The sequence below is a fragment of the Pseudoduganella sp. R-32 genome, assembly GCF_049913245.1.
Lineage (GTDB): Bacteria > Pseudomonadota > Gammaproteobacteria > Burkholderiales > Burkholderiaceae_D > Rugamonas.
On record NZ_CP183987.1, the window covers coordinates 2,688,783 to 2,714,305 of the forward strand.

The window sequence follows — 25,523 nt, forward strand, 5'->3', positions numbered from 1 at the left end:
CTTAGTGAATTACTGTTGCACGAATAGTATGAAAGTTGTTTCTGAAAGCGTTTTCATGCCGGCATAACAGGGCCACGAAGGCGCGGTGGTCGGGCAGGTCCGCGACCGCACGCGCTGACACTGCAGCGATATTGGCGAATTCCTGGCGCGCGGCTTCGGCCAGTGGTTCAAGGCCGGGCAGGGGAGGCATGGCTTTCGGGAAGTCCATTCCATACAAGACGTATTGCCAGCTGGTGGGCGGGTACATCTCGAAATCGGTCAGGAAATCCATGCGTTGCGGCGGGCGGCAGCGCCACATGGCCAGCTTGTCGCGCAAGCTGTCGGTCCAGGTGGCGGGGTCGCAATTGTCGATCCAGAATTGCTCGCGGCGTTTGCTCAGGCAGTAGTGCAGCTTGATGAAGTCGACGATGCGGGCATAGCGCTCGCCCATGAACCGGTTGAAGTGGCGCGCCACTGGCGCCATTTCGCCGTCATGCGGGAACAGTGCGCCCAGCATGTGCACCGCGGTTTCGACCAGGCCGATGCCGGATGCCTCCAGCGGTTCGAGGAAGCCGCCCGACAGGCCGATCGCCACGCAGTTCTTGATCCAGTGCTGCTCGCGGTAGCCCACGCGCATGGGGATCTTGCGCACGCTCAGGCCATCGGCGGCGGGGCCGGCGTAGGCGCGCAGCACCTGCTCGGCGCGCTCGTCGCTGGTGTGGCGGCTGGAATAGACGTAGCCGATGCCGCGCCGTTCCTGCAAGCCGATATCCCAGGTCCATCCTGCTTCGTGCGCGGTGGAGATGGTGGCGGAGGCGATCGGCGTATCGGGCGCCGGATGCGGCACTTGCACGGCCAGCGCGGTATCGCATAGCAGGATGTCGCTTACGCTGTGGAACGGCGAACCAAGCGCACCGCCGATCAGCAGGGCGCGGAAGCCGGAGCAGTCGATGTACAGGTCGGCGGTGAGGGCGCCGTGTTCGCGGGTGTCGACGCTGGCGATGGCGCCATCCAGGTCGAGCTGTACGCCTTCGACATGATCCTGCACGTGGCGCACGCCGAGTTTGCGCGCATGCTTTGCCAGCAGGCCGGCAAAGCGCGCGGCGTCGAAATGGTAGGCGTAGTTCATCGGGCCGTTGTAGTCGCTGTCGCCGGGACGTTTCGGCGCGCGTTGCGCATCTACCACGCGCTTCTGCATGGTGACTGCTTCGGCAAACGGCTTGTTGCCGGCCAAGCCTTGCAGCCAGTAAGGCAAGAGCTCCGGCGCGCCCGGCCGCTGGCTCGGCATGGAGAAGGGATGGAAGTAGTGCTCTTCGCCGTGCAGCCAGTTCTGGAAGGTGATGCCTTGCTTGAAGGTGGCACTCGATTCGCGAATGAATTCCGCCTCCGGAATGCCGATCGCCGCGAGCGTGGCGCGCAGGGAGGGGAAGCTGCCTTCGCCCACGCCGATGGCGCCGATTTCGGGCGCTTCCACCAGAGTGATTTGCTTGCTGTCGCCGAACATCTTGGCCAGGTAAGCGGCGCACAGCCAGCCTGCGCTGCCGCCGCCAACGATCAGTATCCGCGTGGTTGGGATCGTTCCCATTTTTGTCGTCTCCTTAAAAATTTTTGTTGACTTTTTATTTTTTGAAAATGTACCATGAAAACGTTTTCAAGAAATAAGAAATCGTTTTCACAACAACTACCGGAGACAACATGAAGTTTTCTGCAATCCAGGTCGGGGTGCTGGCCCTGGTCTCGTCCGTCAGCGCCTCGGCGCAGCAAGCCGCCCCTGCGGCCAACACCGAATCCGCCGTCGTGCCAGAGGTTCTGATCACGGCGACCAAGCGCACCACCTCCCTGCAAAAGACCCCTGTGGCTGTTACCGCCCTGGATGCAGCGGCACTCGAAGACGCACACGTGCAAACCATCCAGGACGTGACCAACCTGGTGCCAAGTTTCCAGGCCACCGGCCAGGGCGACCACGGCGTCATCACGATGACCATGCGCGGTATCGGTAACGACTCCGCCAAGACTGAATACGCCGATCCGGAAGTAGCCTTCTTCGTCGACGGCATCTACTCGCCTCGTCCGGAAGGGGCTACCGCGCTGCTGTTCGACGTGGAAGCGATTGAAGTCCTGCGTGGCCCGCAAGGCACGCTGTGGGGCCGCAATTCCACCGTCGGCGCAGTCAATATGCAGACCGTCAAGCCCAAGCTGAAGGAATTCTCTGGCAGCGTTTCCGGCGGCATCGGCGATTACGCCCGCCTCGGCGCCCGTGCGGCGTTGAACGTGCCGACCGGCGACAACTCCGCCCTGCGCGTGGCCGTGATCCACGAGCAGCACGACGGCTACGTCAAGTACCAGACCTTCCCGAACATTTCGCTGGCCGACCAGCGTGCGGCCTACCTGGCTGGCGGCGGCGACCCGGCCAAATTCCAGCCGATCAACCCGAACCAGTACGTCGTCAATGGCCCGCGCTACAACGCGCAGAACCAGAGTGGCGTACGTGTGAGCTGGCTGTACCAGCCGACCGATCGCCTGAAGTGGAATATCTCCTACGAGCGCTTCCAGGACCGTGGTACCCCGAACATGAACCTGATGCAGACCCCGCGCGCCGGCCAGGACGAGTGGTCGGCACTGATCGACACCGCGCCGTTCCTGCACCGTAACGTGAACACCTTCCGCAGCCGCCTCGAATACGCGGTGAGCCCGGACATGTCGCTGACGTATATCGCCGGCCATTCCAAGTTCTCCGGCTCGTCGACTTACGACCAGGACGGCGGCCGCGTACTGCCAACCAGCTTCACCACCGGCGGCGACTTCCAGGCCAATAACACGGTCTGGTCGAAATACAGCAGCAATAGCCACGAACTGCAACTGCAGTCGGTCGGCCAGAAGGAAGTGGACTGGCAACTGGGCGCCTACTACGCGGCGGAAGACAACGGCATCCGCTTCGACATCCCGATCATGCACGGTACCCAGCAGGGCAGCGTGGCCTGGCAGGGCTCCTTCATCCAGCCGAAAGAAACCGTGGACTCGCGCGCTGTCTTCGGCCAGGCGACCTGGAACGTCGGCAGCATGCACCTGACCGGCGGCCTGCGTTACACCTCGGACAAGCGCACCAATGAAGGCGGCAACGGCTATACCTGGAATTCTGACCCGAACGCACCGCAGGTTCCTCTGAGCCCAAGCATCGATCCGACCAAGCCGGGCCAGGGCTACAACCCGAGCGTGCCGTCCAACGATGGCCGCTACAAAGGCAGCAAGACCACCGGCCTGGCGCGCCTGAGCTACGACGTCGACAAGAACCACATGCTGTACGCCAGCGTCGCCACCGGCTACAAGGCGGGCGGCCTGCAGGACGGCGGCCGTACGTACGACCCGGAAACCCTGACCAACTACGAGATCGGCAGCAAGAGCTCCTTCCTGGGCGGCGCACTGCGCATCAACAATGCGCTGTACTACGAGAACTTCAAGGACTTCCAGTTCAGCTCCCCGGTCACCAATCCGGACGGTTCGCACACCTTCGTCACCAGCAATGTGGACGGCGCGAAAGTGTGGGGCTTCGAATCGGAAATCCAGGCCAAGCTGTCGCCGGATGACAAGCTGGCGCTGGCCCTGGCTTACACCCACACCAAGCTGGGCTTCCTGATCGCCGGCTCCAACGACTACGCGCTGCCGTTCTGCCCGGACCTGAACTCGAACTGCCTGAACGTCACCGGCAACATCATGCCGCACGCGCCAAAGTTCTCGGCCCACCTGAACTACCAGCACACCTTCCGCATGGCGAATGGCGACACCCTGATCCCACGCGTTTCGGCACACTACGAAACCAAGTCCGAACTGTCGATCTTCAACCTGGGCCCGGAAGACCAGCAAGCTGCCTACACCAAGTTCGACCTCGGCCTGCGCTACCAGGGACCGAAGCAGTTCTGGGTGGACGCCTTCGTACGTAACGTCGGCGACAAGCGCATCAAGACCAGCGCCATGAACGGCGCCAATGTGTGGGTGGCGCAGTACCTGCCTCCTCGCACCATCGGTGTGAATGCGGGCATCGATTTCTAAGCCCGTTGCAACGCGGCCTGCCTCGTCCCCCGGGGCAGGCCATCCCTAAGCCTTAACCTGTGAATCAAGAAATGAAAGATAAACGCCTGCCGCCCGAATTTCTCTGGGGCGTAGCCACCAGCGCCTTCCAGATTGAAGGCGCCAACCAGGAGGACGGCAAAGGCCTCTCTATCTGGGACGTTTTCTGCAATACGCCCGGCAAGATCAAGGATGGCAGCGACGGCAGCGTCGCCTGCGATCACTACCATCGCTACTGCGAGGACGTCGACATCATCGACTGGCTCGGTGTCGATGCCTACCGCTTCTCGATCGCCTGGGCGCGCGTGCAGCCGGACGGGAAGGGAGCCTGGAATGAAGCCGGTTTCGCTTTCTACGACCGCCTGATCACAGCCCTGCACGAAAAAGGCAAGCAGGCTTATATCACGCTGTACCACTGGGACTTGCCGCAAGCCTTGCAGGAAGAGGGCGGCTGGCTCAATCGCGATACCTGCTACCATTTTGCGGCCTACGCTGCCGAAGTGGCGCGCCGCTTTGGCGATCGTGTGGCCAGCATCGCCACCCACAACGAGCCGTGGTGCACAGCCAACCTGGGCTACGGCAACGGACAGTTCGCGCCCGGCGTGCGCGACGCCAAGGCGGCCATCCAGGTTTCGCACCACTTGCTGTTGTCGCACGGCCTGGCCATGAACGCCATGCGCGCCGTCGGCTCGAAGGCAAAACTGGGCATCGTGCTGAACCAGTGGACCGCCGATCCTGCCACCGACAGCGACGCCGACCGCGAACTGGCGGAGTTCGAGTATGCGCGTTCGGTACAATGGTTCATGGACCCAATTTTCAAGGGCCGCTATCCGGAACTGGCGCTGCGCAAGCACGGCGCGAACGCGCCGCAGGTTGAGCCGGGCGACATGGCCGTCATCCACCAGCCGATCGACTTCCTCGGCGTGAATTACTACTTCCGCGCCTTCTGCAGCGCCGAAGATCCGCCGCGTACACCGCCGCTGGAAAACGGCCGCACCGACATGGGCTGGGAGATCTACCCGCAAGGCCTGACCGAACTGCTGCTCAAGCTGAAGGGCGAGTACGAGCTGCCGCCGATTTACATCACCGAGAACGGCATGGCCAGCAGTACGCCGGAGCACGATGAGGAGCGCATTTCCTTCGTCACGCGCCACCTCGATGCGCTGGCCAGCGCAATGGAGCAGGGCGTCGACGTGCAAGGCTACTTCATGTGGAGCCTGCTGGACAACTTCGAATGGGATTCCGGCTACGCCAAGCGCTTTGGCATCGTCCACGTCGATTACGCCACGCAAAAGCGCACGCTGAAAGACAGTGCGCACTGGTATCGTGAATTGATCAAGGTACAGCGTTCATGAACCGATCGCCGCTGCAGTGGGTCCCCACCGGCTACTTCGCGATGGCGATGGGGTACATGATGCTGACCAGCGTCACGTCCATCATGTTCAAGAACCTGGGCATGGACAATGGCCGTGCCGCGCAGTATTCGAGCATGCTGATCCTGGCCTACACCATCAAGCCCCTGTTCGCGCCAGTGGTGGAAATGTACCGCACCAAGAAGTTCTTCGTGCTGGTCACACAGTTGCTGCTTGGCCTGGGCTTCGGTGCGGTAGCCCTGGTGATGGGCATGCCGGGTTCGATGGCCCTGATGATGGTGCTGTTCTGGATCATGTCCTTCATCGGCGCCACCATGGACATTGCCAGCGATGGCGTGTACGTCACTTCGTTAAGCTCGCGCAGCCAGTCGCTTTACTGCGGCGTGCAAAGCCTGAGCTGGAATATCGGCCCGGTGGTGGCCTCCGGCGTACTGGTTTACCTGAGCGGCCGCCTGCATTCGGACTACGGCATGGATTGGCTGGGCGCTTGGCGCATCGTCTTCGTGGCCGTGGCGATCCTGTTGCTGGCAATTACGGCATGGCACTGGCGCGCTATGCCGGATGGCGCCCGTGCCGCCGATACGCCGGAAAGCCTGGGCCAGGCTGCCTTCATCCTGCGCGACGCGTTCAAGACCTTCTTCGAAAAACGCGGCGTGTGGATGATGGTAGCCTTCGCGCTGCTGTACCGAGTCTCGATCGGCCTGCTGGAAAAAATCGGCCCCTTCTTCATGGTCGATCCGGTGGGCAAGGGCGGCCTGGGCATGTCGAATGAGTTGCTGGGCATCGTCTACGGCACATACGGCTTGCTGGCCGTGCTGGCGGGCTCCCTGATTGGCGGCTGGTACGTGGCGAAGCGCGGCCTGAAACCGGTGTTGTTCACGCTGTGCTGCGTACTGAACATCCCGATTGCCACCTTCCTGCTGATGGCGATCTACCAGCCGTCCAACCTGTGGGTAATTGGCGCCGGTGTGGTGATCGAGAAATTCTCCTTCGGCTTTGGCTCGGTGGGCTTCATGATCTACCTGATGCAGCAACTGGCGCCTGGCAAATACACCACGACCCATTACGCCTTCGGCACTGGCCTGATGGGGATGTGCGGCATGTTGACCGGCATGGTCAGCGGCCACCTGCAGGAAGCACTGGGCTACGTCAGTTACTTCTGGCTGGTGATGGCGGCGACCGTACCATCCTTCATCGTGACGTGGTACGCGCCTTTCCACCATGAAGAAGCGCGTCCTGCTACCGAACCCGATCAGCTGCAGCGCAAGGCTGGCTGACGCTTGCCGTCGTGGGCGCCGATCACGTCGCGGATCGCGCTGACCACGACCTCGGGATTGGCCTGCTGCATCTGGTGGTCGGAATCCACGATCACCTTGCAGGCTTTCGGATACATGTTCTTGACCATGTTGCGAGTCTGTTCGTCGTCGTTGACGGTACCTAGGTCCACCGCCACGGCGCCGGCCGATTTGGGCACGTTAAACAGGCGCACGACCGGAATATCGTCATTCCACGGCATCGCCAGCATGGCCTGGCCGGTGCTGTTGATCTGGTCGACTTCCGCCTCCATCGCCGCGTTCAGGAACACGTACTTGGCCACGCGCGTCATGAAGGGAAATTCTTCCGGCTTCTTGATGATGCCGGGGTAGACCGAGTCGACCAGCACCACCCCCTGGACTTCCTGCGGGTAGGCGCGCGCATACATCTGCATGTACAGGCCGCCAAGGGAATGACCGACCAGGGTATAGGGCGGCTGCAAGCCTTGCTGGCGCAGCAGCTGGCGCAACTCCTCGACCACGGTCTTGCCGTCGCGCGGGGTGGAAGGCTTGTCGCTCTTTCCGTATCCGGGGCGGTTGTAGGCAAACACCGTCGATTCCTTGGCCACTTCCGCAATTACCTTGTCCCATTTATCAAGGGTGATGCGCGAACCGTTCTCGAAGACCACGGTGGACGGCGCTCCTGGCTTGGCGATTTTCAGGACTTCGATCTTATGGCCTGCAAAGTTCTGCAGCACGGCTTCGGCATGGGCCTGGGCGCTGGCCAGCGCGATTGCCAGCACAGGCAGGGTGAAACGAGTCAAGGGCATGAATGTCTCCAGTTTGATAACGGTGGCGATTCTGACGGCTGCCACAGCTAGCTACCGGAAGATTGCGACGAGTTGTCAAAAATAATGCTTGAATTGCACAAATCGCGGCCTGGGGGCTAGAATAAAAGTCACTACTTAGAGGGGAATCGCCATGACGCCTATCCTGTTCGCACTGCCCGGCAATGAGGCAATGACAGCGCAACTGTCGGCGTTGCTGGGTTGGGAGCAGGGGAGTTTGCAGGTGCGGCGCTTCCCGGACGGCGAATCCTACGTGCGCTACCACTCGGAAGTGAAAGGCCGCCAGGTGGTCTTGGTGTGCACCCTGGACCGGCCGGATGATCGTTTCATGCCCCTGTATTTCGCCGCCAGCATCGCGCGCGACCTGGGCGCGGCCAGCGTAGGACTGGTGGCGCCATACCTGGCCTATATGCGCCACGACGCCATCTTCAACCCCGGCGAAGGCATCACCTCTGCCCATTTTGCGCGGCTGGTGTCGGGCGTGTTCCATTGGATGGTGACCATCGATCCGCACTTGCACCGCCACCATGACCTGGCCGAGATCTACACGATCCCGACCCGCGTGGTGCGCGCCGCGCCTGCCATCTCGCAATGGATCGCGGCCAATGTGCCGCAGCCGCTGGTGATCGGGCCGGATTCGGAAAGCGAACAATGGGCCTCCGAAGTGGCGCGCGGCGCCGGTTGCCCCTTCATCGTGCTGGAAAAAGTGCGTCGCGGCGACCACGACGTGGAGGTATCGGTGCCGGACACCGAACGCTGGCTGCACCACACCCCCGTCATCGTTGACGATATCGCATCCACTGCCCGCACGATGATTGCCGCCGTGGGCCACGTGCGTCGGGCCGGCCTGCCGCCTCCCGTATGCGTCGCGGTCCACCCCCTGTTCGCAGGCAGCGCCTATGAAGATCTGCAAGCCTCCGGCGTGGCCCGCACTGCCAGCTGCGACACCGTCCCGCACAGCAGCAACGCCATTCCTGTCGCATCCTTGCTGGCCCCGGCCCTGGCAGGCATGACACAAGGCGCAGGCTAGGCTATATTCCTGCCTATGTGGAATTGGATTCGTAACTGGTATCGCAAGCTGCGCATGCCCGCAGCCTATCGCGCCTACGAGCGCAGGCTGCGTGCCGCCCATGAGGAAGAGGCACGCAAGAAGTTTTCAACCGTGCGCTACGAGGCGCGCCTGCTGGCCGCCAACAAGGCGATGGAGGAGCGCGCCCAGCGCCGGTTCGACATGCCGGTCGCCAAACTGCAGCTGGAAGTGGTGGCGCTGGAAAAGCAGCTCGAGTCCTGCCGCGCCCAACTGGGCAATTTCGAACGCCCCTTCCGCGACGAGTACGAAGTGCTGGAAGCGGAAATGGCCCTGCTGGGGGAGCGCCGCCGCAACGCCTACGCGGCCAAGGACGCCCAGGCCATCGACGAGGTCAACGCGGAAATCGCCGAACTGCAGAAGCGTACCAACGCCGTGCGCGGCGACCTGGCGGTGCAGACCGACTTGCGCGACCAGGGCCTGACGCCGGAAAAACTGCGCCGCACCGTGCAGCGTTGCGAGGGGCGCCTGCAGACCATCAAGGACGAGCAGGAACGGATCCAGCGCGAACGCGCCAACTACATGTACCATTCGGCGGACCGTGCTGAAATCGACGCGATCGAGCGCGAGATGCTGGCGCTGGAACGCAAGCACATCCAGTTCTTGCGCGACTTCGACTCTCCGGCCGAGCGCCGCCGCCGTGAACGCGCCCACGAGCAAACCTGGCTCAACGGCGCTTAATCGCTGCACCTTTAATCTGCGTCAAGCCGGGGTATATTCCCGCCGGCCCAGTGCTGCCTATACTTGGCTTGTCGCGCCATGCCTTTGCACGGCGGATCGTCGGGAGGACGGCCATGCGCAACCAATCCCTTGGCAGCAATCTCGGTGCGCTCCTGCGCCGCTGCAAAAAAATGGAAGCCACAATGCGGGGCGTGGGCTTGCCAAGCTTCCTGGCCTGCCTGCCGCTGGCCCTGCTGGCCTGGCAATACGCGTTGATGCTGCACCAGAAAAATGCCAACATCAATCGCATCAGCCGCCGCATCCAGCGCTGGCAAGGCACGGTGTCGCAACTATCGGCCCATGAATACGCGCGTACCGAGTTCATCGACCTTGACCGCAAGATGCGCGCCGACATCGAAGGCGCTTGCGCTTCCATGCGCACCCTGCGTGACCTGTGCTTGGATATCTGCGAAATGTTCAGCGTAGTGGGTTACCAGTCGGCCATGCTGACGCGGGGCCGCGACCGCTTCGATGCCACGGTCAGGGAGGCGTGCCGGCTTTCGCAATCCTTAATTGACCTGGTCGATGCGCATGATCGCCGCGCGCTGGCAATCCGCCAGCAACTGCACGCGATCGAACAGGCCGGCGAGGCGAGCGCGGCAGCGCATGCCGCGCGTGCCGCCGCTGAAGCTTAAAACCCTTCCAGCACGATCTTGCCGCGCGCGCGATTGCTTTCGAGCAGGGCGTGTGCGCGTTTCAGGTTGGCTGCGTTGATGGCGCCGAAGCGCTCGCCCAGCGTGGTTTTCAGCACGCCGCTATCGACCAGGCGCGACACGTCGTTCAACAGCGCATGCTGTTGCGCCATGTCGTCGGTCTCGAACATTGAGCGCGTGAACATGAACTCCCAATGCAACGATACGCTCTTGCGTTTCAGCAGGCGCACGTCGATATGCGCAGGATCGTCGATCAGGGCCAACTTGCCTTGCGGTGCCACCAGTTCGGCCAGCGCGGCGAAATGGCGTTCGCTCTCGTTCAGGCTGGCGATGTAGTGGACGGGCGGCAGGCCGAGGCGACCGATTTCTTCATCCAACGGCTTGCTGTGGTCGATAACGTGGTGCGCGCCAAGCGACTTGACCCAGTCTGCAGTTTCAGCGCGCGAAGCGGTACCGATCACGGTCAGTCCCGTCAACTGGCGTGCCAGCTGGACCAGGATGGAGCCGACGCCGCCGGCGGCGCCCGTCACCAGCAGGGACTTGCCGGCTTCGCGCGCCTTGTCGCGGCTGGCGCCAAGGCGGTCGAACAGCAATTCCCAGGCGGTGATGGCGGTCAGGGGCAGGGCAGCCGCTTCGGCGAAGCCAAGCCTGGAAGGCTTATGGCCGACGATGCGTTCGTCAACCAGGTGCAGTTCGGCGTTCGTGCCCGAGCGGCCCAGAGCGCCGGCGTACCACACTTCATCACCCGGCTTGAACAGCGTCGCCTCCGGGCCGACCGCGCGCACGATGCCGGTGGCGTCCCAACCGAGCACCTTGTGTTCTCCTTCGGCGGGAGCGACGTTGCGCCGAATCTTGGTATCGACTGGGTTGACGGAAACGGCCTTGATTTCGACCAGCAGGTCGCGCCCGCTGGCAACCGGTGCCGGCAATTCGATGTCGACCAGCGCTTCGGCGTGGTCAATGGGCAGGGAGGCGCGGTAGGCAACAGCTTTCATTGTGATGTCCTTCGTCAAAAGTGGTGATGTCGCTATCTTCGATCATCACGGCTTCGCGAAAAAGACTAAAATTATGGAAACACTTTCAAAGGAATGCTGAAAATGCTGCGCCTCGACGATCTGGAAGTCTTCGTCAGCACGGCCGACCGCGGCAGCCTGTCAGCGGCGGCGCGTTCGCTCGACATCTCGCCGGCCCTGGCCAGCGCAGCCTTGAAGCGGCTGGAAGACGAACTGCAACTGCGGCTGTTTGCCCGCACCACGCGTTCGCTGCGCCTGACGGCGGAAGGCGAGCATTACCTGGGGCACGCGCGCGAAGCGGTACGCCAGTTGCGCGAAGGACATGAGGCGATCAGGCAAGGCCAGCAGGAGCTGGCGGGCTTATTGAAAATTTCGATGCCGTCCGATGTGGGCCGTAACGTGCTGCTGCCCTGGCTGGACGCTTTCCAGGCCGAATATCCGGCCATCAGCCTGCAGTTGTACGTCAGCGACCGGGTTGCCGATATGTATCGCCAGCCGGTAGACCTGGCCCTGCGTTATGGCAAGCTCGATGATTCAAGTCTGGTTGCCATGCCTGTTGCGCCAGGAAATCGACGCACCCTGGTGGCCTCGCCGGACTACCTGCGCCGGCACGGCGCCCCGGCCAACCTGGATGAGTTGGCGCGGCACAATTGCTTGCGCTTTGCTTTGGATGATGTGCTGTATGACCGCTGGGCCTTCCCCGCCCAGGGCAAAGTCGTGCAGGTCAGGGGCAACCGCAGCAGCGATGATGCCGACCTGGTGCGCCGCTGGGCGGTAGCGGGACTGGGGATTGCCTATAAATCACGGCTGGACGTGACCGCCGACCTCAAGGCCGGTCGCTTGCGCATGCTGCTACCAGATGTAATGGGTGAAGAGGTGCCATTACAGCTGGTTTGCATGCATCGCTCGCAGGTCACGCCCGTCGTGATTCGTTTGCGCGACTATTTGCGCGCTCGGTATGAACAGCTATGCGAGACTGAAGCTTAGTGGGCCTTGGAGAAGATCAGCAGCCAACGGCTGAACAGCAATACTTCCAAGTGGCCAGGCTGTACGCCGGTGTCGCATTCGATGATCGGGTTCACAGCGTAGAAGCGCTTGCGGAAGTCGCGGCACACCAGCACTTCGCGTTTGCCGAAGCGAACCAGGAAAGACATAGGGGCATATTCCAGGCCAAAGCGGGAGCCGAAGGTGCTGTGCATAGTGGTCATGACGAATTCCTTTTGCTGTGATGTGTTTAACGAGTGATTAGAATAACACAAATACTGTATGAATCAACAGTACTGGATGAAATATCAGGTTTTTTTATTAAGCGTTGTATGAGAGATACGATCCGACTTCCCCTGCATCTGGTGGCCGGCCTGCTTCTGTTGCTCAGCGCCGCGGCCGTGTTTGATGCGATTGCCGGCGCTGCGATGGGACCCGGCGCCCAGCTGGCCGCACTCGATATCAGTGTTTCCCAATGGCTGCACGTTCGTGCCAGCGAGCCCTGGACTACGCTGATGCTGGCGGTCAGCCATCTGCACAGCGTGGCGGGAATTGCCTTCCTGACGCTGCTGTTTGCCTGGCAGCTGTGGCGGCGCCAGGCGCATTACTGGCTGCTGACCTTGCTGCTCTCCGTACCACCGGGCATGGTGCTGAACGTGTTGCTCAAGCACAGCTACCAGCGCGTGCGGCCCAGCTTCGACGCGCCTCTGCTGACTTTGCCGACCTACAGCTTTCCCAGCGGCCATACGCTGGCCGCAACCGTGTTTTATGGCGTGCTGGCTTGTTACCTGTGGCCGCGTGTTCGCGGCGCGGCCCAGCACGCGGCGCTGCTTGCTGGCGCAGTGGCGATGGTGGCGCTGGTCGGGTTCAGCCGCGTCTATCTCGGCGTGCATTTCCTGAGCGATGTGCTGGCGGCGGTGGCGGAGGGGCTTGGCTGGTTGGCCATCTGCGTCACGGCGGTGTCCAGCCTGCGCCGGCACCGGGAGCGCCGATGAGCCGCATGGCCGTCATCATCAACGCTGGAGCTGGCCTCGGATATGGCCTGCCGTGGCGCGATTCGCTGGCCGCGCGTTTCGCCAGCCACGGACTGGATGCCGACATCACGCTGGCCGCCGACCTCAATCATCTGATGGAGGCCGTCCGGGCAGCATTGGCCGCCGGCGCGCCAGTGGTGGTGGCGGGAGGCGGCGACGGCACGGTCAATGCCGTGGCCTCGGTGGTGCTCGATAGCGGCGCCATGTTCGGCGTCCTGCCGATGGGGACGCTGAACCATTTTGCGCGCGACCTGCGCATCCCGCCCCAGCTCGACGCAGCCATTGCCAACCTGGCTGCCGGCCACGTGGCAATGGTCGACGTCGGGGAGGTCAATGGCCGCATCTTCCTGAACAACTCGAGCCTTGGGCTCTACCCGGACATCGTGCGCGATCGCCAGCGGCAGCAGCGCCGCCTCGGGCGCGGCAAGTGGACTGCGTTCGGCTGGGCGACGCTGGCCGCGCTGAAGCGTTATCCTTTCCTCAGCGTGCGCCTGACCCTTGGTGAACAAGGCCATGCGCGGCGCACGCCCTTCGTTTTCATCGGCAATAATGAATACCATATGCAAGGATTCAACATCGGCGAGCGGGCACGGATTGATGGCGGCACGCTGAGCGTCTACGTGGCCCAGCGGCCGACACGTTTCGGCTTGCTGAAACTGGCCTTGCGCGCGCTGTTCGGACGGTTGCGCCAGTCGCGCGAGTTCCATGTATTCCAGGCCGGCGAGATGGTGATCGAGACCCGCCACCGCCGCTTGCGGGTGGCGACCGATGGCGAGGTGTCCGTCATGGCCCCGCCTTTGCGTTACCGGATCCGCCCGGCAGCCTTGCCGGTGCTCGTGCCGCGCCCTCTGGAGAAGTGATGCGAACCCTGGTCCATATCTCCGACTTGCATTTCGGCCGCGTGGACAACGCCTTGCTGGCACCCTTGCGCGAATTGATCGGGGATTTGCGGCCGGACGTGGTGGTGGCTTCCGGCGACCTGACCCAGCGTGCCCGCAGCGCGCAATTCCGCCAGGCACGGCACTACCTCGACACCTTGCCCCAGCCGCAGATCGTGGTGCCGGGAAATCACGACATTCCCCTGTATAACGTGGCAGCGCGCTTCTTCCAGCCGCTGGTCAAATACCGGCGCTACATCACGCGCGACCTCGCGCCAGAGTTCGTCGACGATGAAATTGCCGTGCTGGGGTTGAACACGGCGCGCTCGCTGACCTTCAAGGATGGCCGCGTCAATCGCCGCCAGGTCGAATACTTGCGGCAACGCTTCTCGCGCCTGCCGCGCAGCGTCACGCGGGTTGTCGTGACTCACCACCCCTTCGACCTGCCACCGCACAAGGACAATGACGATATCGTGGATCGCGCGCCAATGGCGATGGAAACGTTCGCGCGCTGCGGCGTGGACTTGCTGCTGGCAGGGCACTTGCATACCAGCCATACTCACAATACTTCTGAGCGCTATGAGATAGACGGCTATGCCGCACTGGTGGTGCAGGCCGGCACTGCCACCTCCACCCGTAGCCGGGGTGAGACCAATTCATTCAACGTGCTGCGCGTACAGCACGACGAAATCCAGGTTGAGCGTTACAGCTGGCGCGAAGGAAGCGGCTTCGCCTTGGCTGCTACCGATATCTTCTGCCGTGAGGGCGACATCTGGCGCCCAGCTGCTTAAGGCGCGCCAAGGTGGCGTGGTTTAATGCATATCAAACCTCAGAGCCAGTAGTCCCATACGCGGGCAAGCCACTCCTTGAGACGGGTGGAGATCGGCCGCTTGTTCCACTCCACCAGCGTGATCTCCCGGGAATTGTGCAGGTCTTCCTTGAACGCCTTTTCCATCTCGAGGCCGAACACATCGCCCATCACGATCACATTCACTTCACTGTTGTGAAGGAAGCTGCGCCGGTCGAGGTTGGTTGAGCCGACAGTGGACCATACGCCGTCAATCACCACCGTCTTCGCATGCAGCACCGACAGCTTGAGCTCATAGATCTTCACGCCAGCTTCCAGCAAAGGCTGGTAGAACGCCCGCCCTGCGTGGAATACCAGCCCGCTGTCCGACACGCTGGGCAGCACAAGCTGCACATCCACGCCGCGCCGGGCGGCATCGGTCAGCGCCTCCAGGGTCTGGTCATCCGGCACAAAATAGGCGCAGGTGATATGGATCGACTTCTTCGCTTCCTGCATCGCCAGCAGCAGCGCCTTGTAGATCTCAAAATGTCCTTCAGGCCGCGAACCCAGCACGCGCACCACCTTGTTTCCCGCCGGCGCTATCTGGCTGAAGTATTTGGCGTCGCGCAAGTCGTCCGCATCCTGCTCGATCCAGGCTTGCACGAACAGCCACTGCATGGCCTGCACGGCCGGCCCCTCGATGCGCACATGCGTGTCGCGCCAGCCGACGTCATTTTCGCCTTTTTCACGCCCCGGGCCGGACCCGCCGCCGGCGCCCGAACCCACACCGCCTGAGCCGCCGCGGAATGGTGAACTCTTCGAGTACGTATCGCTGATATTGATCCCGCCCGTGAAGCCGACCTTGCCATCGACGATCAGCATCTTGCGGTGGTCGCGCGCATTCAGCTTCCAGCCGTTGCCGCGCGCCTTGGCCGGATTGACCGGGTTGAAGGCCAGCAGCTTCACGCCGCCTTCCTTCATGCGGTCAAAGAATTCCTGCGGCACGCCGATGGTGCCGACACTGTCGTAGATCACATTGACCACCACGCCTTCGCGCTGTTTCTGGATCAGCAGGTCGGCGAACTTCATCCCCAGTTCATCCTGGTCGAAGATATAGGTCTCGAAATTGATATGGTCGCGGGCTGCCGCAATGGCCTTCATCATCTCCGCCATGGTCTGCGGGCCATCGAACAGCAATTGCACCTTGTTGCCGGCAATAAGCGGCACGCCGGTTGCCGACTCCTCCAGGGCCGCCTGGGCTTTCAGGTCCAGCGTGGACTTGGCCCAGCGCTTCTTCAGCAGTTGTTCGGTGGTCTGGCGCGGCAGCTTGCCCTTGGCGGTAATGACTTGCGGCACGGTGCCCGCACGTGGCTTGCCCTGGTCGGCATCGACCTCCGGCAACGAAGCGCAGGCCAGCAGCGTCCAGCCCGCGAGGATAAAAGCCAGCCAACGACTTGCCTTCATGGGGCACCTCCGAAGGCCAGTCTAAGACAGCAGCGAACGGTTGAATGTTCGCTGCCGAACATAGTCAGCTGTAGTTCAGCCGGGCTGCTTCACGCCGCAATTCGCCCCTGAAATCGGGATGCGCAATCGAAATCAGCGCTTCGGCGCGTTGCTTGGCCGACTTGCCGCGCAATTGTGCCACGCCATATTCGGTCACCACGTAGTTGATGTCGTTCTTGCTCGTGGTCACATGTGTCCCGGCGCACAGGGTGGGCACGATGCGCGAAATGCTGCCTTCCCTGGCGGTCGACGGCAGCACGATAAAGGACTTGCCGCCGCGAGAACGATTGGCTGCCCGCACAAAGTCCACCTGGCCGCCGGTGCCGGAATAGGGCAGGTGCGCCAGGCTTTCCGAGCCGCACTGTCCCAGCAGGTCGATCTGCAGGCTGGCGTTGATCGATACCAGCTTGTCGTTCTGCCCGGCGATATAGGGATCGTTGGTGAAGCTGACCGGGTGCATTTCCAGCATCGGGTTGTGGTGCATGAAATCGTACAGCTTGCGCGAGCCCAGCGCGAAGGTCGCCACCATGCGCCCGGGCATGAAGCTCTTGCGGCGATTGGTCACGGCGCCGCACTCCACCAGCTTGAGGATGCCGTCGCCAATCATTTCGGTATGGATGCCCAGGTCCTGCTTGCTGGTCAGTTGCATCACCACCGCGTCGGGAATGCCGCCATAGCCGATCTGCAAGGTCGAGCCGTCTTCGATCATCGGCGCCACATGGGCGGCAATCGCCTCCTGCACCGGTCCGATCTTGGGCAGCCCGACTTCGATCACCGGCGCATCGCTTTCCACTACCGCCGTCACCTGCGAAATATGGATGTGGCATTGGCCGTGCGCAAAAGGCACGTTGGGATTCGATTCGAGCACGATGACACGCGCTTTCTGCAGGGCAGCCATGGTGTAGTCGGCGCCCAGGCTGAGCGAGAAGTTGCCGTGCTGGTCCATTTCCGATGCCAGCGCAAAGACCACGTCGGCGGGCATTTGCCCGTGCTCGATCAAGGAGGGGATTTCAGAGAAATACGCCGGGATGAAGCCTGCCCAGCCAGCCTGGCCCGCCGGCCGCGAAGCGCCGCCGAAGAACAGGGCGCAATGCCGCACGTGGTGCGCCGTTCCCTGGTCGAAGTAATCGTACTTGCGCATGGCCAGGATTTGCGCCACCTGCACGCCTTTGAAATTGCGGCGCTGCGCCGACAGTTCGGTCAACAGGGCCGGTGGCTCGCCGGCGCCGGTAGGGACAATGATCATGTCGCCATCACGCACGAGGCGGATGGCGTCGGCGGCGCTGCAACGCTTGCTGGACATACGCGGTCTCCGAATAGTTTTGTTTGTGTGCGCACAGATTGCATGACCGTGCTTACCCTAAGCTGACAAGCATGAAAGCTCTTGCCATCCTGCTCACAATGCCCGCACTGGCGCTGGCGCAGACCAGGGAACCGCCGGCGGGACAAGGCGTCCAGCCCTATGGCGTGGTCGATGCCGGCGTGGTGCTGGAGCGCGGCTGCAAGGAGGGCTGTGCCGGCAGCAAGGTTTCCCCCGGCATAGCGGAAGGCTCGCGCATCGGCATCACGGGGCGCGAACCGTTGGGCAGCAACGGGAATTCCGCCGTCTTCACGCTGGAAGGCGGCGTCGAGAACGATACCGGCCGCTCCGAAGAAGGCCGCCTGCTGGGGCGCCAGGCCTGGGTCGGGCTCGATGGGACGTGGGGCATGCTGACGCTCGGCCGCCAGTACAACCTGCAATACGAAACCTTGGCCGAGGTGGCTGACCCCTTCCATGGCGGACTCGCCGGTACCGCTACCAACCTGATGGGCTTTACCACCAAGCGTTATGACAATGCCGTCAAATACCGCACGCCGTCCGGCCACCAATGGAATGCCAGCGCCATCTACAGCTTCGGCGAATCCGAATTCAGCACCTCGCGCAACCGGGCGTACGGCGCGACGCTGGGCTTTGCCAACGGCATCTTCAATGTCCGCATCGCCCACCAGCGCAAGCGCAATCCGATCGAAGCGGTCGGCACCACGCAGCCGGTCGACCTGTCCGCCCGCAACACCCTGGTGGCGGCCAACCTGAACTTTGGCGCCACCACCGTCTTCGCGGCCTATGGCATCAATCGCGGCCTCGGCAGCTCGCCGTGGGACCCGGCCAACCCGTATGGCGCGCTGACGCTGAACACGCCCTCGCTCTACAGCCACGATATGCTGGCAGGCATTTCCTACACCCGCGGCCGCACCACCTACATGGCTTCCTTCATCCACAAGGATGATCGCAGCCCCCCCAACCAGGATGCCGACCAGGCGGCTGTCGGCGTGGTGTATTCGCTGTCCAAACGCACCGCCCTGCATGCCTCCTTCGCCCATATCCGCAACCGCAATAACGCAGCTTATACCGCCGGCACCGCGACCGAAACCGGCAAGGGCAACCGCGCCATCACCTTCGGCCTGCGCCACGCTTTCTGATGTGCTACATTCCCAAGCTGGAACTTTCAGCGGGGAACACTATGTATCTGACTTACTTCAATGGAAACTGGGCGGAAGGCAATGCGCCACTGTTCGGCGCAATGGACCACAGCGTCTGGCTCGGCTCCTCGGTATTCGACGGCGCGCGCGCCATGCGCGGCAAGCTGCCGGACTTGCGCCCGCACCTGGAGCGCGTGATTCGCTCGGCGCGCAGCCTGGGCCTGGAATGCCCGCTCAGCGTGGATGAAATGGAAAAGCTGGTGAAAGAGGGCGTGGCCCGCTTCCCTGCCGATGCCGAGCTGTACATCCGCCCGCTGGTATTTGCCACCGATGGCCTGCTGATCCCGGTCGCTGAAAAATCCGCCTTCGCGCTGACCCTGTTCGACGCACCGGTGCCGCCATTCACAGGTTTCTCGGCCTGCCTGTCGGCCATGCGCCGTCCGGACCCGGACATGGCGCCTACCGATGCCAAGGCCTCCGCGCTGTATGCCAATTCGACCCGCGTGCTGCGCGAAGCGAAAGAACGCGGCTGCGACAACGCCGTGGTGTGCGATAGCCAGGGCAATGTGGCGGAGTTCGCCACCGCCAACCTGTTCTTCGTAACGCCGGAGGGGAACGTGGTGACGCCGGCCCTGAACGGCACCTTCCTGGCCGGCATTACCCGCGCCCGCGTGATCAAGCTGCTGGCCGAAGCCGGCATCGAAGTCGAGCAGCGTACCGTCAAGCCGGAAGAGCTCGATCGCGCCAGCGAAATCTTCAACACCGGCAACTTCGGCAAGGTCACGCCTTGCGTGCGCTATAACGGCCGTGAACTGCCGGCTGGTCCGGTCGCCACCAAGGCCCGCGAGCTGTACTGGGCCTTTATTGAGCGCGGCGAGTAGGCGCCTGCAAATCCGGCCCGGGCTTGCTGGGCGGTGCAGCGGGCGCCGGCGGCGCCACGCTGCCGCAGTCGGCGCTGAGCCAGCGGCCGCTGCCCTCCACCACCATGTTTTGCGGCTTGCCCTGCGCTGAACTGTTCACGTTCATGCGCATGCTGTAGGCCGTATTGCCGTTGAAGATCACCTGGCCATTACCGCTGGACGGCGGCCGGGTGCAATTGAAGGTCACGTTCAGGCCGCCCGGCACGGGCGTGCGGGTAGTGGTGCACTGGCCGGGTTGGCCGGCCGGCAGATCCTGTTTCTCGGCCATGTCCTTGGTCAGGCAATAGGTGAGCTTGACGCCACCGTTAGCGCCCAGTCCCAGGTTGACGCCGTGGCGCGCCATCATCTGTTCCATGGCCTTGCGCTGTTCCGGCGCCATATTGGCCATCTGTTGCTGGGCTGCCTCCATGATGGCCATCATTTCGGGACTGGCCGAGGCAATGCGGTTATCCAGCTCCCACAGTCCCGGTTTCAAGGTCTGCGCCATCGCCGGCGCGGCGGCCAGGCAAAGCAGGAAGAAGGCTTGGATTTTCATGCGGGCTCCTTGGGGGCAGGATGCGCGGCCCGGAGCGCCATGCCCCGGGCCGATGCGGCTTGCTTAGCCTTGCGGCTGGCGTGGCTCGGCCACGAAGATTTCCACGCGGCGGTTGCGTGCGCGGCCGGCTGCGTCGTCGTTGGAGGCGATCGGCTCCTGCTCGCCGCGGCCTTCGATCACGATGCGGGTCGGCGATACGCCGCGCGTGGCTAGGTAGTCGCGCGTATGGGCTGCACGGTCGACCGACAGTGGCTGGTTCACGCTGGCGTTGCCGGTGCTGTCGGTGTGGCCGACAATGCTGACGGTGGTCGCCGGGTTTTCATTGAGCGTGGTGGCAAAGCGGTCCAGGATCGGGCGGAAGTCGGGCTTGATGTCGGAACGGCCCGTATCGAACGAAATATCGCTCGGGATTTCCAGCTTCAGGCGGTTGTCGCCGGTTTGCGAGACTTGCACGCCAGTGCCCTGGGTGGCCTGTTCCATCTGCTGCTTCTGCGCTTCCATGCGCTTGGACCAGACGTTGCCGACCACGGCGCCGACTGCCGCGCCAATCGCAGCACCGCCGGCCGCCCGTTTGCCGCCGCCTGGACCGGTCGCGGCGCCAAGCACGGCGCCGATGCCGGCGCCGACGCCGGCGCCGGTGGCAGTGCCGCGCTGGGTGGCGGTCATGTCCGCACAGCCGGTTGTGGCGAGCACGGCAATCAGCAGGGCAGCAAGGGTTTTATGAGGCATGAGCTTTCTCCTTCGTTAAATATGCTCGAAAAAAAGCGGGACGGGTCCTGCGCCGCAGTTCCCGCCCCGCTAGTGTACGCCGGCTTGGCCGGCTTAACTAAATGCCGCGCCCACTGATCAGGCGCAGCAGGATCATGATGACTGCCACCACCAGCAAAATATGGATGAAGCCGCCCACAGTGTAGGAGGTCACCAGGCCGAGCAGCCACAAGATGATAAGTACGACAGCGATCGTATAGAGCATGATGTTTTCCTCTCATAATCCGTAATCCTGGATGCATTATTGCTGCGTCCGACCGCGTCATCTGTACGTTGTCGAACTATCAGCGTCGTCGCAGGCGTCCCTTGACGACTTTTACATGGTCGCCAGCCTGCCAGTTGGCCGAGCTGCTGCTGACGGTGCGCACCTTGCCGTCATCCATGCGCACGCGCACCTGGTAGGTGGTGGTCGACTTCATATTGCCTTCCACCTGGTTGCCGACCACGGCGCCGCCGACCGCACCGGCCACGGTGGCCAGCTTGCGGCCCGAGCCGCCGCCGATCTGGTTGCCCAGCAGGCCGCCGACAATCGCGCCGCCCGCCGCGCCCAGGCCGCTGCCCTGGCCGCGCTGGGTGACGGCATGCACTGCTTCCACTACGCCGCAGCTATGGCAGACGGCGGGCGCCGGCGCCGCCATGTGCGCTGCGGCGGGCTGCGGTGGGGGCGCTTCTGCCGGGGCCGCACTGCCGCCGCCGTAGTTGCCGGCGCCATAGCTGCCGCCACCGCTACCGGAATAGCCGGAAGTATCGGCCACGCGATTGACCGGCGCATAACCGGCCGGCGGCGGCGGCGGGCCGACGTCGCGCGTATCGACCTGTACCGGCGCTTCGGCGACCGGCGGCCCCATCTTCGCCCCTGATTGCGGCAGCCAACCCATGACCGCAGCGATGCCGACGCCGCAAAACAGCACCACGGCAATGGCAGCAATCAGCAGCATCGGGTGGGTGGTGTAGCTCATGATTTTGGTTTCTCGTTGCATGCCGTAATTCCTTTCCTATTGGATAGACGCATTGTGGCGGCCGGGCTGGCCTGCTTCCGTGCGTCAGCGTACATACAGTCTTTTTAATTGCCGATACGCTCCGCCTAAACTCCACCAGGCTGACGGCAATGACCCTGAATCTTCATACCGTTCCAAGCAGTGAATCGCCACCGCCCCGCATTGGCAACCGCCTGCTGGCAACCCTGCCGGAAGACGACCTCGAGCACCTCGAGGGCCTGTGCGAACTGGTGGACCTCGCGGCCGGCGATATCCTGTTCGAAGCCGGCCAGCCCATCGACTACATCTTTTTCCCGCTCGATACCCTGGTCTCGCTGCTGGCCGTGGCGGAAGGCCGCATGACGCTGGAAGTTGGCTCGGCCGGCCGCGAAGGCATGGTCGGCGCTTCGGTAGCGCTGGGCCAGCGTTTCGCCCAGGTGCGTGCCGTGGTCCAGCGCAGCGGCCATGCGCTGCGCATGGAGGCGGAAGATTTCATCGCCGAGTTTGCGGAAATGGAATCGCTGCAGCGCCTGCTGCACCGCTATACCGACACCCTGCTGGCGCAAGCGATCCAGATCGCGGTCTGCAGCCGCTTCCATGTGCTGGAGGCGCGCTTGGCGCGCTCGCTGCTGGTCACGCGCGACCGCCTGCAATCGGACCGCTTCCACATGACCCACGAATTCCTGGCCCACGCGCTCGGCGTGCGCCGCGTTGGCGTGACCAAGGCGGCCAGCGCCTTGCAGGGGCAGGGCTTGATCAGCTACAGCCGGGGCAATATCGAAATACTGGACCCGGCTGGCCTGGAAGCGGTGTCCTGCCATTGCTACCAGCAGGTCCGCACGCCGTCTTAGCGGCGAGGTTTGTCGACCTGGTTACCGATCACGCCGCCGACCACGGCGCCGCCCACCGTACCGGTGGTGGAGCCGCCCGTCAGCACGGAACCGGCGACCGCGCCGACACCGGCGCCAATGGCCGTGTTCTTATCCTGTTGCGACATCGAGGAGCATGCGCCCAGGCCCAGCATGGCGGTAGCGATGGCGAGGCGGGCTGCGATCTGTTTGGTATTCATGATGTTTCCTCCGTAACGTGGAATGCTGGCTCCAGCTTACGGGGGAGGGCAGATGTGATCTGTTCGCTATTTCACGGTGTAACGGTTTGTTACCTTTGCGTCTTGCCCGGCGGCGGCGCCTTCGGCTTTTCGCGCGCGGCGGCCAGCAGGCTGGCGCATTGGTTGTCGCCTTCGCCGCCCGCGCTGATCAGGGGCACCAGGGCCGCCGGTGCGGCCAGCGCGCCCAGCGCCAGTGCGCCGCCGGCCCGCATGGCGATCACGCCCTTGTCGATGTCGACGTCGGGTTGCTTGAGCGAGCCGCGCACATAGATTGGGGCGCGCAGCGAAATAATGCGCAAGCCCTTGCTTTCCGGTTTCATGGTGAGGTCGATTTTCTCGCTGGCCAGGTTGACTGCGCCGTTGATGCGCACCGTGGCATCGTCGGTATCGGCGATGAAATAGCGCGTCTGCGCCAGGCCGTCGCGCACGCCGAAGTCGCCGGCCAGGCAGTTCAGGTGCACCGGCTTGTCGCCAAACAGCTTGGTCAGCACGATGTTGCCGATGTTCAGGCCCATCTGCTCCAGCAGCAGCTTGCTGACGGTGCCGTCGTTGACCAGGGTTTTCAGTTCGCCATTGGAATGCGCCAGCAGGGTGGCCACCGAGTTGCCTTTCGCAGTCAGCTTGGCGTCGGCATTGATTTCGCCGATGGTGGCCTGCTTGAGTTCGGGCAGCTTGGGCAGCAGTTGCCTGAGCTTGATATGGCGGGCCGTGGCGTCGAGCGTGGCGGCGACAGCTTCGCCGCTGCTGCCGTCCAGCGTTGCCTTCGAGGCGACGCGGCCGCCGGCGAAATCAAAGTTGAGCGGGGTCAGGCGCAGCACGCCGTCTTTCAGGTGGAACGCCGTTTCCAGTTTGCTGAGCGGCAGTTCCTTGGTGCGCACGATGCGCTCGGCGCGGAAGCCGACGTCGGCATCGAGCGCCGTCCAGCGTTCAGTCTTGAAGGTCTCCACCGGCAGCAGCTTGCCGGCCGGCTGCACTGCCGCCACGCCGCGTTCTTCTTTCTTGGCATTGGAGTCGGCGCCGATCAGCGGCCCCAGGTCGGCGAACTGCAGCAGGCGCGAGTGCACTGAGCCGGTCAGCAAGCCGCGCGGCTGGCGCTGCTGGTAGGACAAGGTGCCGGCGATATCGCTGTCGCCGACGCGGCCGGTGAATTTTTCGTAGGTCCACTGGCTGGCGCCCTCGGCCAGGTGGCCGCTCAGGCGCCCGGCGGTACTGAAGGGCGGGGTTTCCGGCAGCAGCAGCCCGGTCAGTGCATACAGGCGTGCGGCCGAAGCGCCGGCGACCTTGAGCTGCAGGTCGATGGCAGCGAGCTGGGCCGGATTGGTCAGCGTGCCTTCGGCAGCCACGCTGACCAGGCCGATCTTGGCATCGGCCTGGATCGGGAAGGGCAGGCCGGTGTCGCGCAAGGCCAGCACGGCGCCGGTCTTGCCCTTGCCGCTGATGTCCTGCTTGTTCCATTTGCCGGCCAGGGTCCATTGCACGCCGTAGCGAGGATCGTTGTCGAGCGTGTCGACGTGGGCGGTGGCCGCGATCTGTTGCTGGGCATCGTCCAGCTTGATGGTGCCGCGCGTGAAGACCACGCGCTCCAGTTCCATGCGCCACTCGAACGGCGGGCGCTTGGGCAGGGTCCAGTTGTTCCTGCCGTCGGCCTGGCGCAGCAGGTCGAGCTGCGGCTGGTCGAAACGCAGTTCCGGGATGGCGATCTTGCGGCCCAGCAGGGCAAATGGACTCAGCGAGAACGCCAGGCTCCGGGCTGCCGCGGTGTCGCCTGCCGGCAGGCCGGCCGGGTTACCGACGTGCACGTCTTGCGCGACCAGATGGGGCCAGGGAATATGGTCGCGCCAACTGCGCGCCTGCGGCGGCAGCGCCTGCTTTTGCCAGGTCAGCGACAAGTTGCCGCGCAGTTCCACCGGCCTTTGCAGTGCCTCGGTGGCGCGCGCGCCCAGCCAGGGGCGGGCGCGGTTCCAGTCGTAGTTCAACACGATCACCAGGGCCACCGCCGGAATGGCCAGCAGGAAGCCCAGCACAGCCAGGCTAATCTTTGCGCGGCGAGAAATTGTGTGTGCCATGGCGCCAGCTTACACCCGGGCAGCCCGACTTCAATGTGCGGCACCGTACTGAACCCATCGGGGACAGCTTATATAACTGGCATACCCCAATCGCTTTGAGGAGAACAACAATGGATTCGCTGAATCGCCTACCGCTGTTGACTACCGCCTGCGCAGCATGCGTGATTGCGTTGGCAGGTTGCAGCAGCATGAAGACCCCGGCCACGGCCGAAGTAGCATCGTCGCGTACGGCGGTGGAAGCCGCTGCCTCGACTGGCGCACCGGAACTGGCTCCGGCCGAAATGGCGGCAGCGCGCGACAAGATGCTGCGCGCCAACCAGGCGCTGGCAGCCAAGGATTACCGCACCGCCCAGGACCTGGCACAGCAGGCGCAAGCCGACGCCAAGCTGGCGCAAAGCAAGGCCAGCAGTGCCAAGGCCACCGAGGCCGCCAACAAGCTGCAAGACGATATCCGTGTGCTGCGCGAAGAACTCGATCGCGCCAACAGCACCATGACTCGCTGAGAAAGGGGC

General features: G+C 63.4%; 26 protein-coding genes. 14 read left to right on the top strand and 12 right to left on the bottom strand.

Features of this window, described 5'->3' with window-relative positions:
• Position 1 precedes the first annotated feature (1 nt).
• Entirely contained in the window at positions 2–1,564 is a 1,563-nt protein-coding gene (locus ACN9MU_RS12330; protein WP_426344655.1) for a tryptophan halogenase family protein, read from the bottom strand.
• Between the two features lie 110 nt (positions 1,565–1,674).
• Here ACN9MU_RS12330 and ACN9MU_RS12335 point away from each other — a divergent pair, with 110 nt between their 5' ends.
• From ACN9MU_RS12335 to ACN9MU_RS12345, 3 genes are all read left to right on the top strand, one after another.
• Positions 1,675–4,026, top strand: a complete 2,352-nt coding sequence (locus ACN9MU_RS12335; protein WP_426344656.1) for a TonB-dependent receptor — start codon at positions 1,675–1,677, stop codon at positions 4,024–4,026.
• Positions 4,027–4,097: 71 nt separating this feature from the next.
• Positions 4,098–5,399, top strand: coding sequence for a GH1 family beta-glucosidase (locus ACN9MU_RS12340; protein WP_426344657.1), 1,302 nt, complete (start codon positions 4,098–4,100; stop codon positions 5,397–5,399).
• A complete protein-coding gene (locus ACN9MU_RS12345; RefSeq protein ID WP_426344658.1) occupies positions 5,396–6,694 on the top strand; it encodes an MFS transporter in 1,299 nt (432 codons plus the stop codon). The genes ACN9MU_RS12340 and ACN9MU_RS12345 overlap by 4 nt, the downstream gene beginning before the upstream one ends.
• On the opposite strand, the gene ACN9MU_RS12350 is transcribed toward ACN9MU_RS12345, so the two are convergent.
• Positions 6,670–7,500 carry an alpha/beta fold hydrolase gene (locus tag ACN9MU_RS12350; protein WP_426322638.1) on the bottom strand — a complete coding sequence of 277 codons (831 nt, stop codon included), beginning with the start codon at positions 7,498–7,500 and terminating at the stop codon, positions 6,670–6,672. The two genes, ACN9MU_RS12345 and ACN9MU_RS12350, sit on opposite strands and share 25 nt — an antisense overlap.
• A gap of 151 nt (positions 7,501–7,651) precedes the next feature.
• Between ACN9MU_RS12350 and ACN9MU_RS12355 the strand changes: the two genes are divergently transcribed.
• The 3 genes from ACN9MU_RS12355 to ACN9MU_RS12365 all read left to right on the top strand — a co-directional run bounded on the left by ACN9MU_RS12355 (position 7,652) and on the right by ACN9MU_RS12365 (position 9,960).
• A complete protein-coding gene (locus ACN9MU_RS12355) occupies positions 7,652–8,548 on the top strand; it encodes a ribose-phosphate pyrophosphokinase (RefSeq protein ID WP_426344659.1) in 897 nt (298 codons plus the stop codon).
• A gap of 15 nt (positions 8,549–8,563) precedes the next feature.
• Positions 8,564–9,286: a hypothetical protein gene (locus ACN9MU_RS12360; protein WP_426344660.1), complete on the top strand. Its 723-nt coding sequence runs from the start codon at positions 8,564–8,566 to the stop codon at positions 9,284–9,286.
• A gap of 113 nt (positions 9,287–9,399) precedes the next feature.
• Complete coding sequence (locus ACN9MU_RS12365; protein WP_426322642.1) at positions 9,400–9,960, top strand: hypothetical protein; 561 nt, start codon at positions 9,400–9,402, stop codon at positions 9,958–9,960.
• Here ACN9MU_RS12365 and ACN9MU_RS12370 read toward each other — a convergent pair.
• Entirely contained in the window at positions 9,957–10,973 is a 1,017-nt protein-coding gene (locus ACN9MU_RS12370; RefSeq protein WP_426322644.1) for a zinc-binding alcohol dehydrogenase family protein, read from the bottom strand. The genes ACN9MU_RS12365 and ACN9MU_RS12370 overlap by 4 nt on opposite strands.
• A gap of 102 nt (positions 10,974–11,075) precedes the next feature.
• Here ACN9MU_RS12370 and ACN9MU_RS12375 point away from each other — a divergent pair, with 102 nt between their 5' ends.
• Positions 11,076–11,978, top strand: a complete 903-nt coding sequence (locus ACN9MU_RS12375) for a LysR family transcriptional regulator (RefSeq protein WP_426170966.1) — start codon at positions 11,076–11,078, stop codon at positions 11,976–11,978.
• On the opposite strand, the gene ACN9MU_RS12380 is transcribed toward ACN9MU_RS12375, so the two are convergent.
• Positions 11,975–12,199, bottom strand: a complete 225-nt coding sequence (locus ACN9MU_RS12380) for a hypothetical protein (protein WP_055934969.1) — start codon at positions 12,197–12,199, stop codon at positions 11,975–11,977. The two genes, ACN9MU_RS12375 and ACN9MU_RS12380, sit on opposite strands and share 4 nt — an antisense overlap.
• Positions 12,200–12,307: 108 nt before the next feature.
• Between ACN9MU_RS12380 and ACN9MU_RS12385 the strand changes: the two genes are divergently transcribed.
• Genes ACN9MU_RS12385 through ACN9MU_RS12395 form a run of 3 tightly spaced genes read left to right on the top strand, consistent with a single transcriptional unit; the run spans position 12,308 to position 14,678 of the window.
• A complete protein-coding gene (locus ACN9MU_RS12385; RefSeq protein ID WP_426170968.1) occupies positions 12,308–12,970 on the top strand; it encodes a phosphatase PAP2 family protein in 663 nt (220 codons plus the stop codon).
• A complete protein-coding gene (locus ACN9MU_RS12390; protein WP_426344661.1) occupies positions 12,967–13,869 on the top strand; it encodes a diacylglycerol/lipid kinase family protein in 903 nt (300 codons plus the stop codon). Before ACN9MU_RS12385 ends, ACN9MU_RS12390 begins: the two co-directional genes overlap by 4 nt.
• Positions 13,869–14,678, top strand: coding sequence for a metallophosphoesterase family protein (locus tag ACN9MU_RS12395; RefSeq protein ID WP_426170971.1), 810 nt, complete (start codon positions 13,869–13,871; stop codon positions 14,676–14,678). The genes ACN9MU_RS12390 and ACN9MU_RS12395 overlap by 1 nt, the downstream gene beginning before the upstream one ends.
• Positions 14,679–14,716: 38 nt before the next feature.
• Here ACN9MU_RS12395 and ACN9MU_RS12400 read toward each other — a convergent pair whose 3' ends face one another.
• Positions 14,717–16,138 (bottom strand): phospholipase D-like domain-containing protein, encoded by a 1,422-nt coding sequence (locus ACN9MU_RS12400; protein ID WP_426344662.1) that lies wholly within the window; start codon positions 16,136–16,138, stop codon positions 14,717–14,719.
• A 64-nt stretch (positions 16,139–16,202) separates the two neighbouring features.
• Complete coding sequence (locus tag ACN9MU_RS12405) at positions 16,203–17,480, bottom strand: acetyl-CoA hydrolase/transferase family protein (RefSeq protein ID WP_426344663.1); 1,278 nt, start codon at positions 17,478–17,480, stop codon at positions 16,203–16,205.
• A gap of 71 nt (positions 17,481–17,551) precedes the next feature.
• Between ACN9MU_RS12405 and ACN9MU_RS12410 the strand changes: the two genes are divergently transcribed.
• Both ACN9MU_RS12410 and ACN9MU_RS12415 read left to right on the top strand, forming a co-directional pair.
• A complete protein-coding gene (locus ACN9MU_RS12410) occupies positions 17,552–18,637 on the top strand; it encodes a porin (RefSeq protein ID WP_426170975.1) in 1,086 nt (361 codons plus the stop codon).
• Positions 18,638–18,678: 41 nt separating this feature from the next.
• On the top strand, positions 18,679–19,518 hold the full coding sequence (locus tag ACN9MU_RS12415; protein ID WP_426344664.1) for a branched-chain amino acid aminotransferase: 840 nt from the start codon (positions 18,679–18,681) through the stop codon (positions 19,516–19,518).
• On the opposite strand, the gene ACN9MU_RS12420 is transcribed toward ACN9MU_RS12415, so the two are convergent.
• The 4 genes from ACN9MU_RS12420 to ACN9MU_RS12435 form a co-directional block, all read right to left on the bottom strand.
• Positions 19,499–20,092 carry a DUF3617 domain-containing protein gene (locus tag ACN9MU_RS12420; protein ID WP_426322661.1) on the bottom strand — a complete coding sequence of 198 codons (594 nt, stop codon included), beginning with the start codon at positions 20,090–20,092 and terminating at the stop codon, positions 19,499–19,501. The genes ACN9MU_RS12415 and ACN9MU_RS12420 overlap by 20 nt on opposite strands.
• Before the next feature lie 63 nt (positions 20,093–20,155).
• Complete coding sequence (locus ACN9MU_RS12425; RefSeq protein ID WP_426344665.1) at positions 20,156–20,821, bottom strand: OmpA family protein; 666 nt, start codon at positions 20,819–20,821, stop codon at positions 20,156–20,158.
• 97 nt (positions 20,822–20,918) lie between these two features.
• Entirely contained in the window at positions 20,919–21,065 is a 147-nt protein-coding gene (locus tag ACN9MU_RS12430) for a lmo0937 family membrane protein (protein ID WP_139232699.1), read from the bottom strand.
• A 79-nt stretch (positions 21,066–21,144) separates the two neighbouring features.
• The gene (locus ACN9MU_RS12435) at positions 21,145–21,840 is read right to left on the bottom strand and encodes a glycine zipper 2TM domain-containing protein (RefSeq protein WP_426344666.1); all 696 of its coding nucleotides are present in this window, start codon (positions 21,838–21,840) and stop codon (positions 21,145–21,147) included.
• Between the two features lie 128 nt (positions 21,841–21,968).
• Here ACN9MU_RS12435 and ACN9MU_RS12440 point away from each other — a divergent pair, with 128 nt between their 5' ends.
• Positions 21,969–22,688 (top strand): Crp/Fnr family transcriptional regulator, encoded by a 720-nt coding sequence (locus ACN9MU_RS12440; protein WP_426322667.1) that lies wholly within the window; start codon positions 21,969–21,971, stop codon positions 22,686–22,688.
• Here ACN9MU_RS12440 and ACN9MU_RS12445 read toward each other — a convergent pair.
• Positions 22,685–22,906, bottom strand: coding sequence for a glycine zipper 2TM domain-containing protein (locus ACN9MU_RS12445; protein ID WP_426170985.1), 222 nt, complete (start codon positions 22,904–22,906; stop codon positions 22,685–22,687). The genes ACN9MU_RS12440 and ACN9MU_RS12445 overlap by 4 nt on opposite strands.
• A gap of 89 nt (positions 22,907–22,995) precedes the next feature.
• Complete coding sequence (locus tag ACN9MU_RS12450; protein WP_426344667.1) at positions 22,996–25,011, bottom strand: AsmA family protein; 2,016 nt, start codon at positions 25,009–25,011, stop codon at positions 22,996–22,998.
• Positions 25,012–25,121: 110 nt separating this feature from the next.
• On the opposite strand from ACN9MU_RS12450, the gene ACN9MU_RS12455 reads away from it, so the two are divergent.
• Entirely contained in the window at positions 25,122–25,514 is a 393-nt protein-coding gene (locus ACN9MU_RS12455; RefSeq protein ID WP_426170988.1) for a DUF4398 domain-containing protein, read from the top strand.
• Positions 25,515–25,523 lie beyond the last annotated feature (9 nt).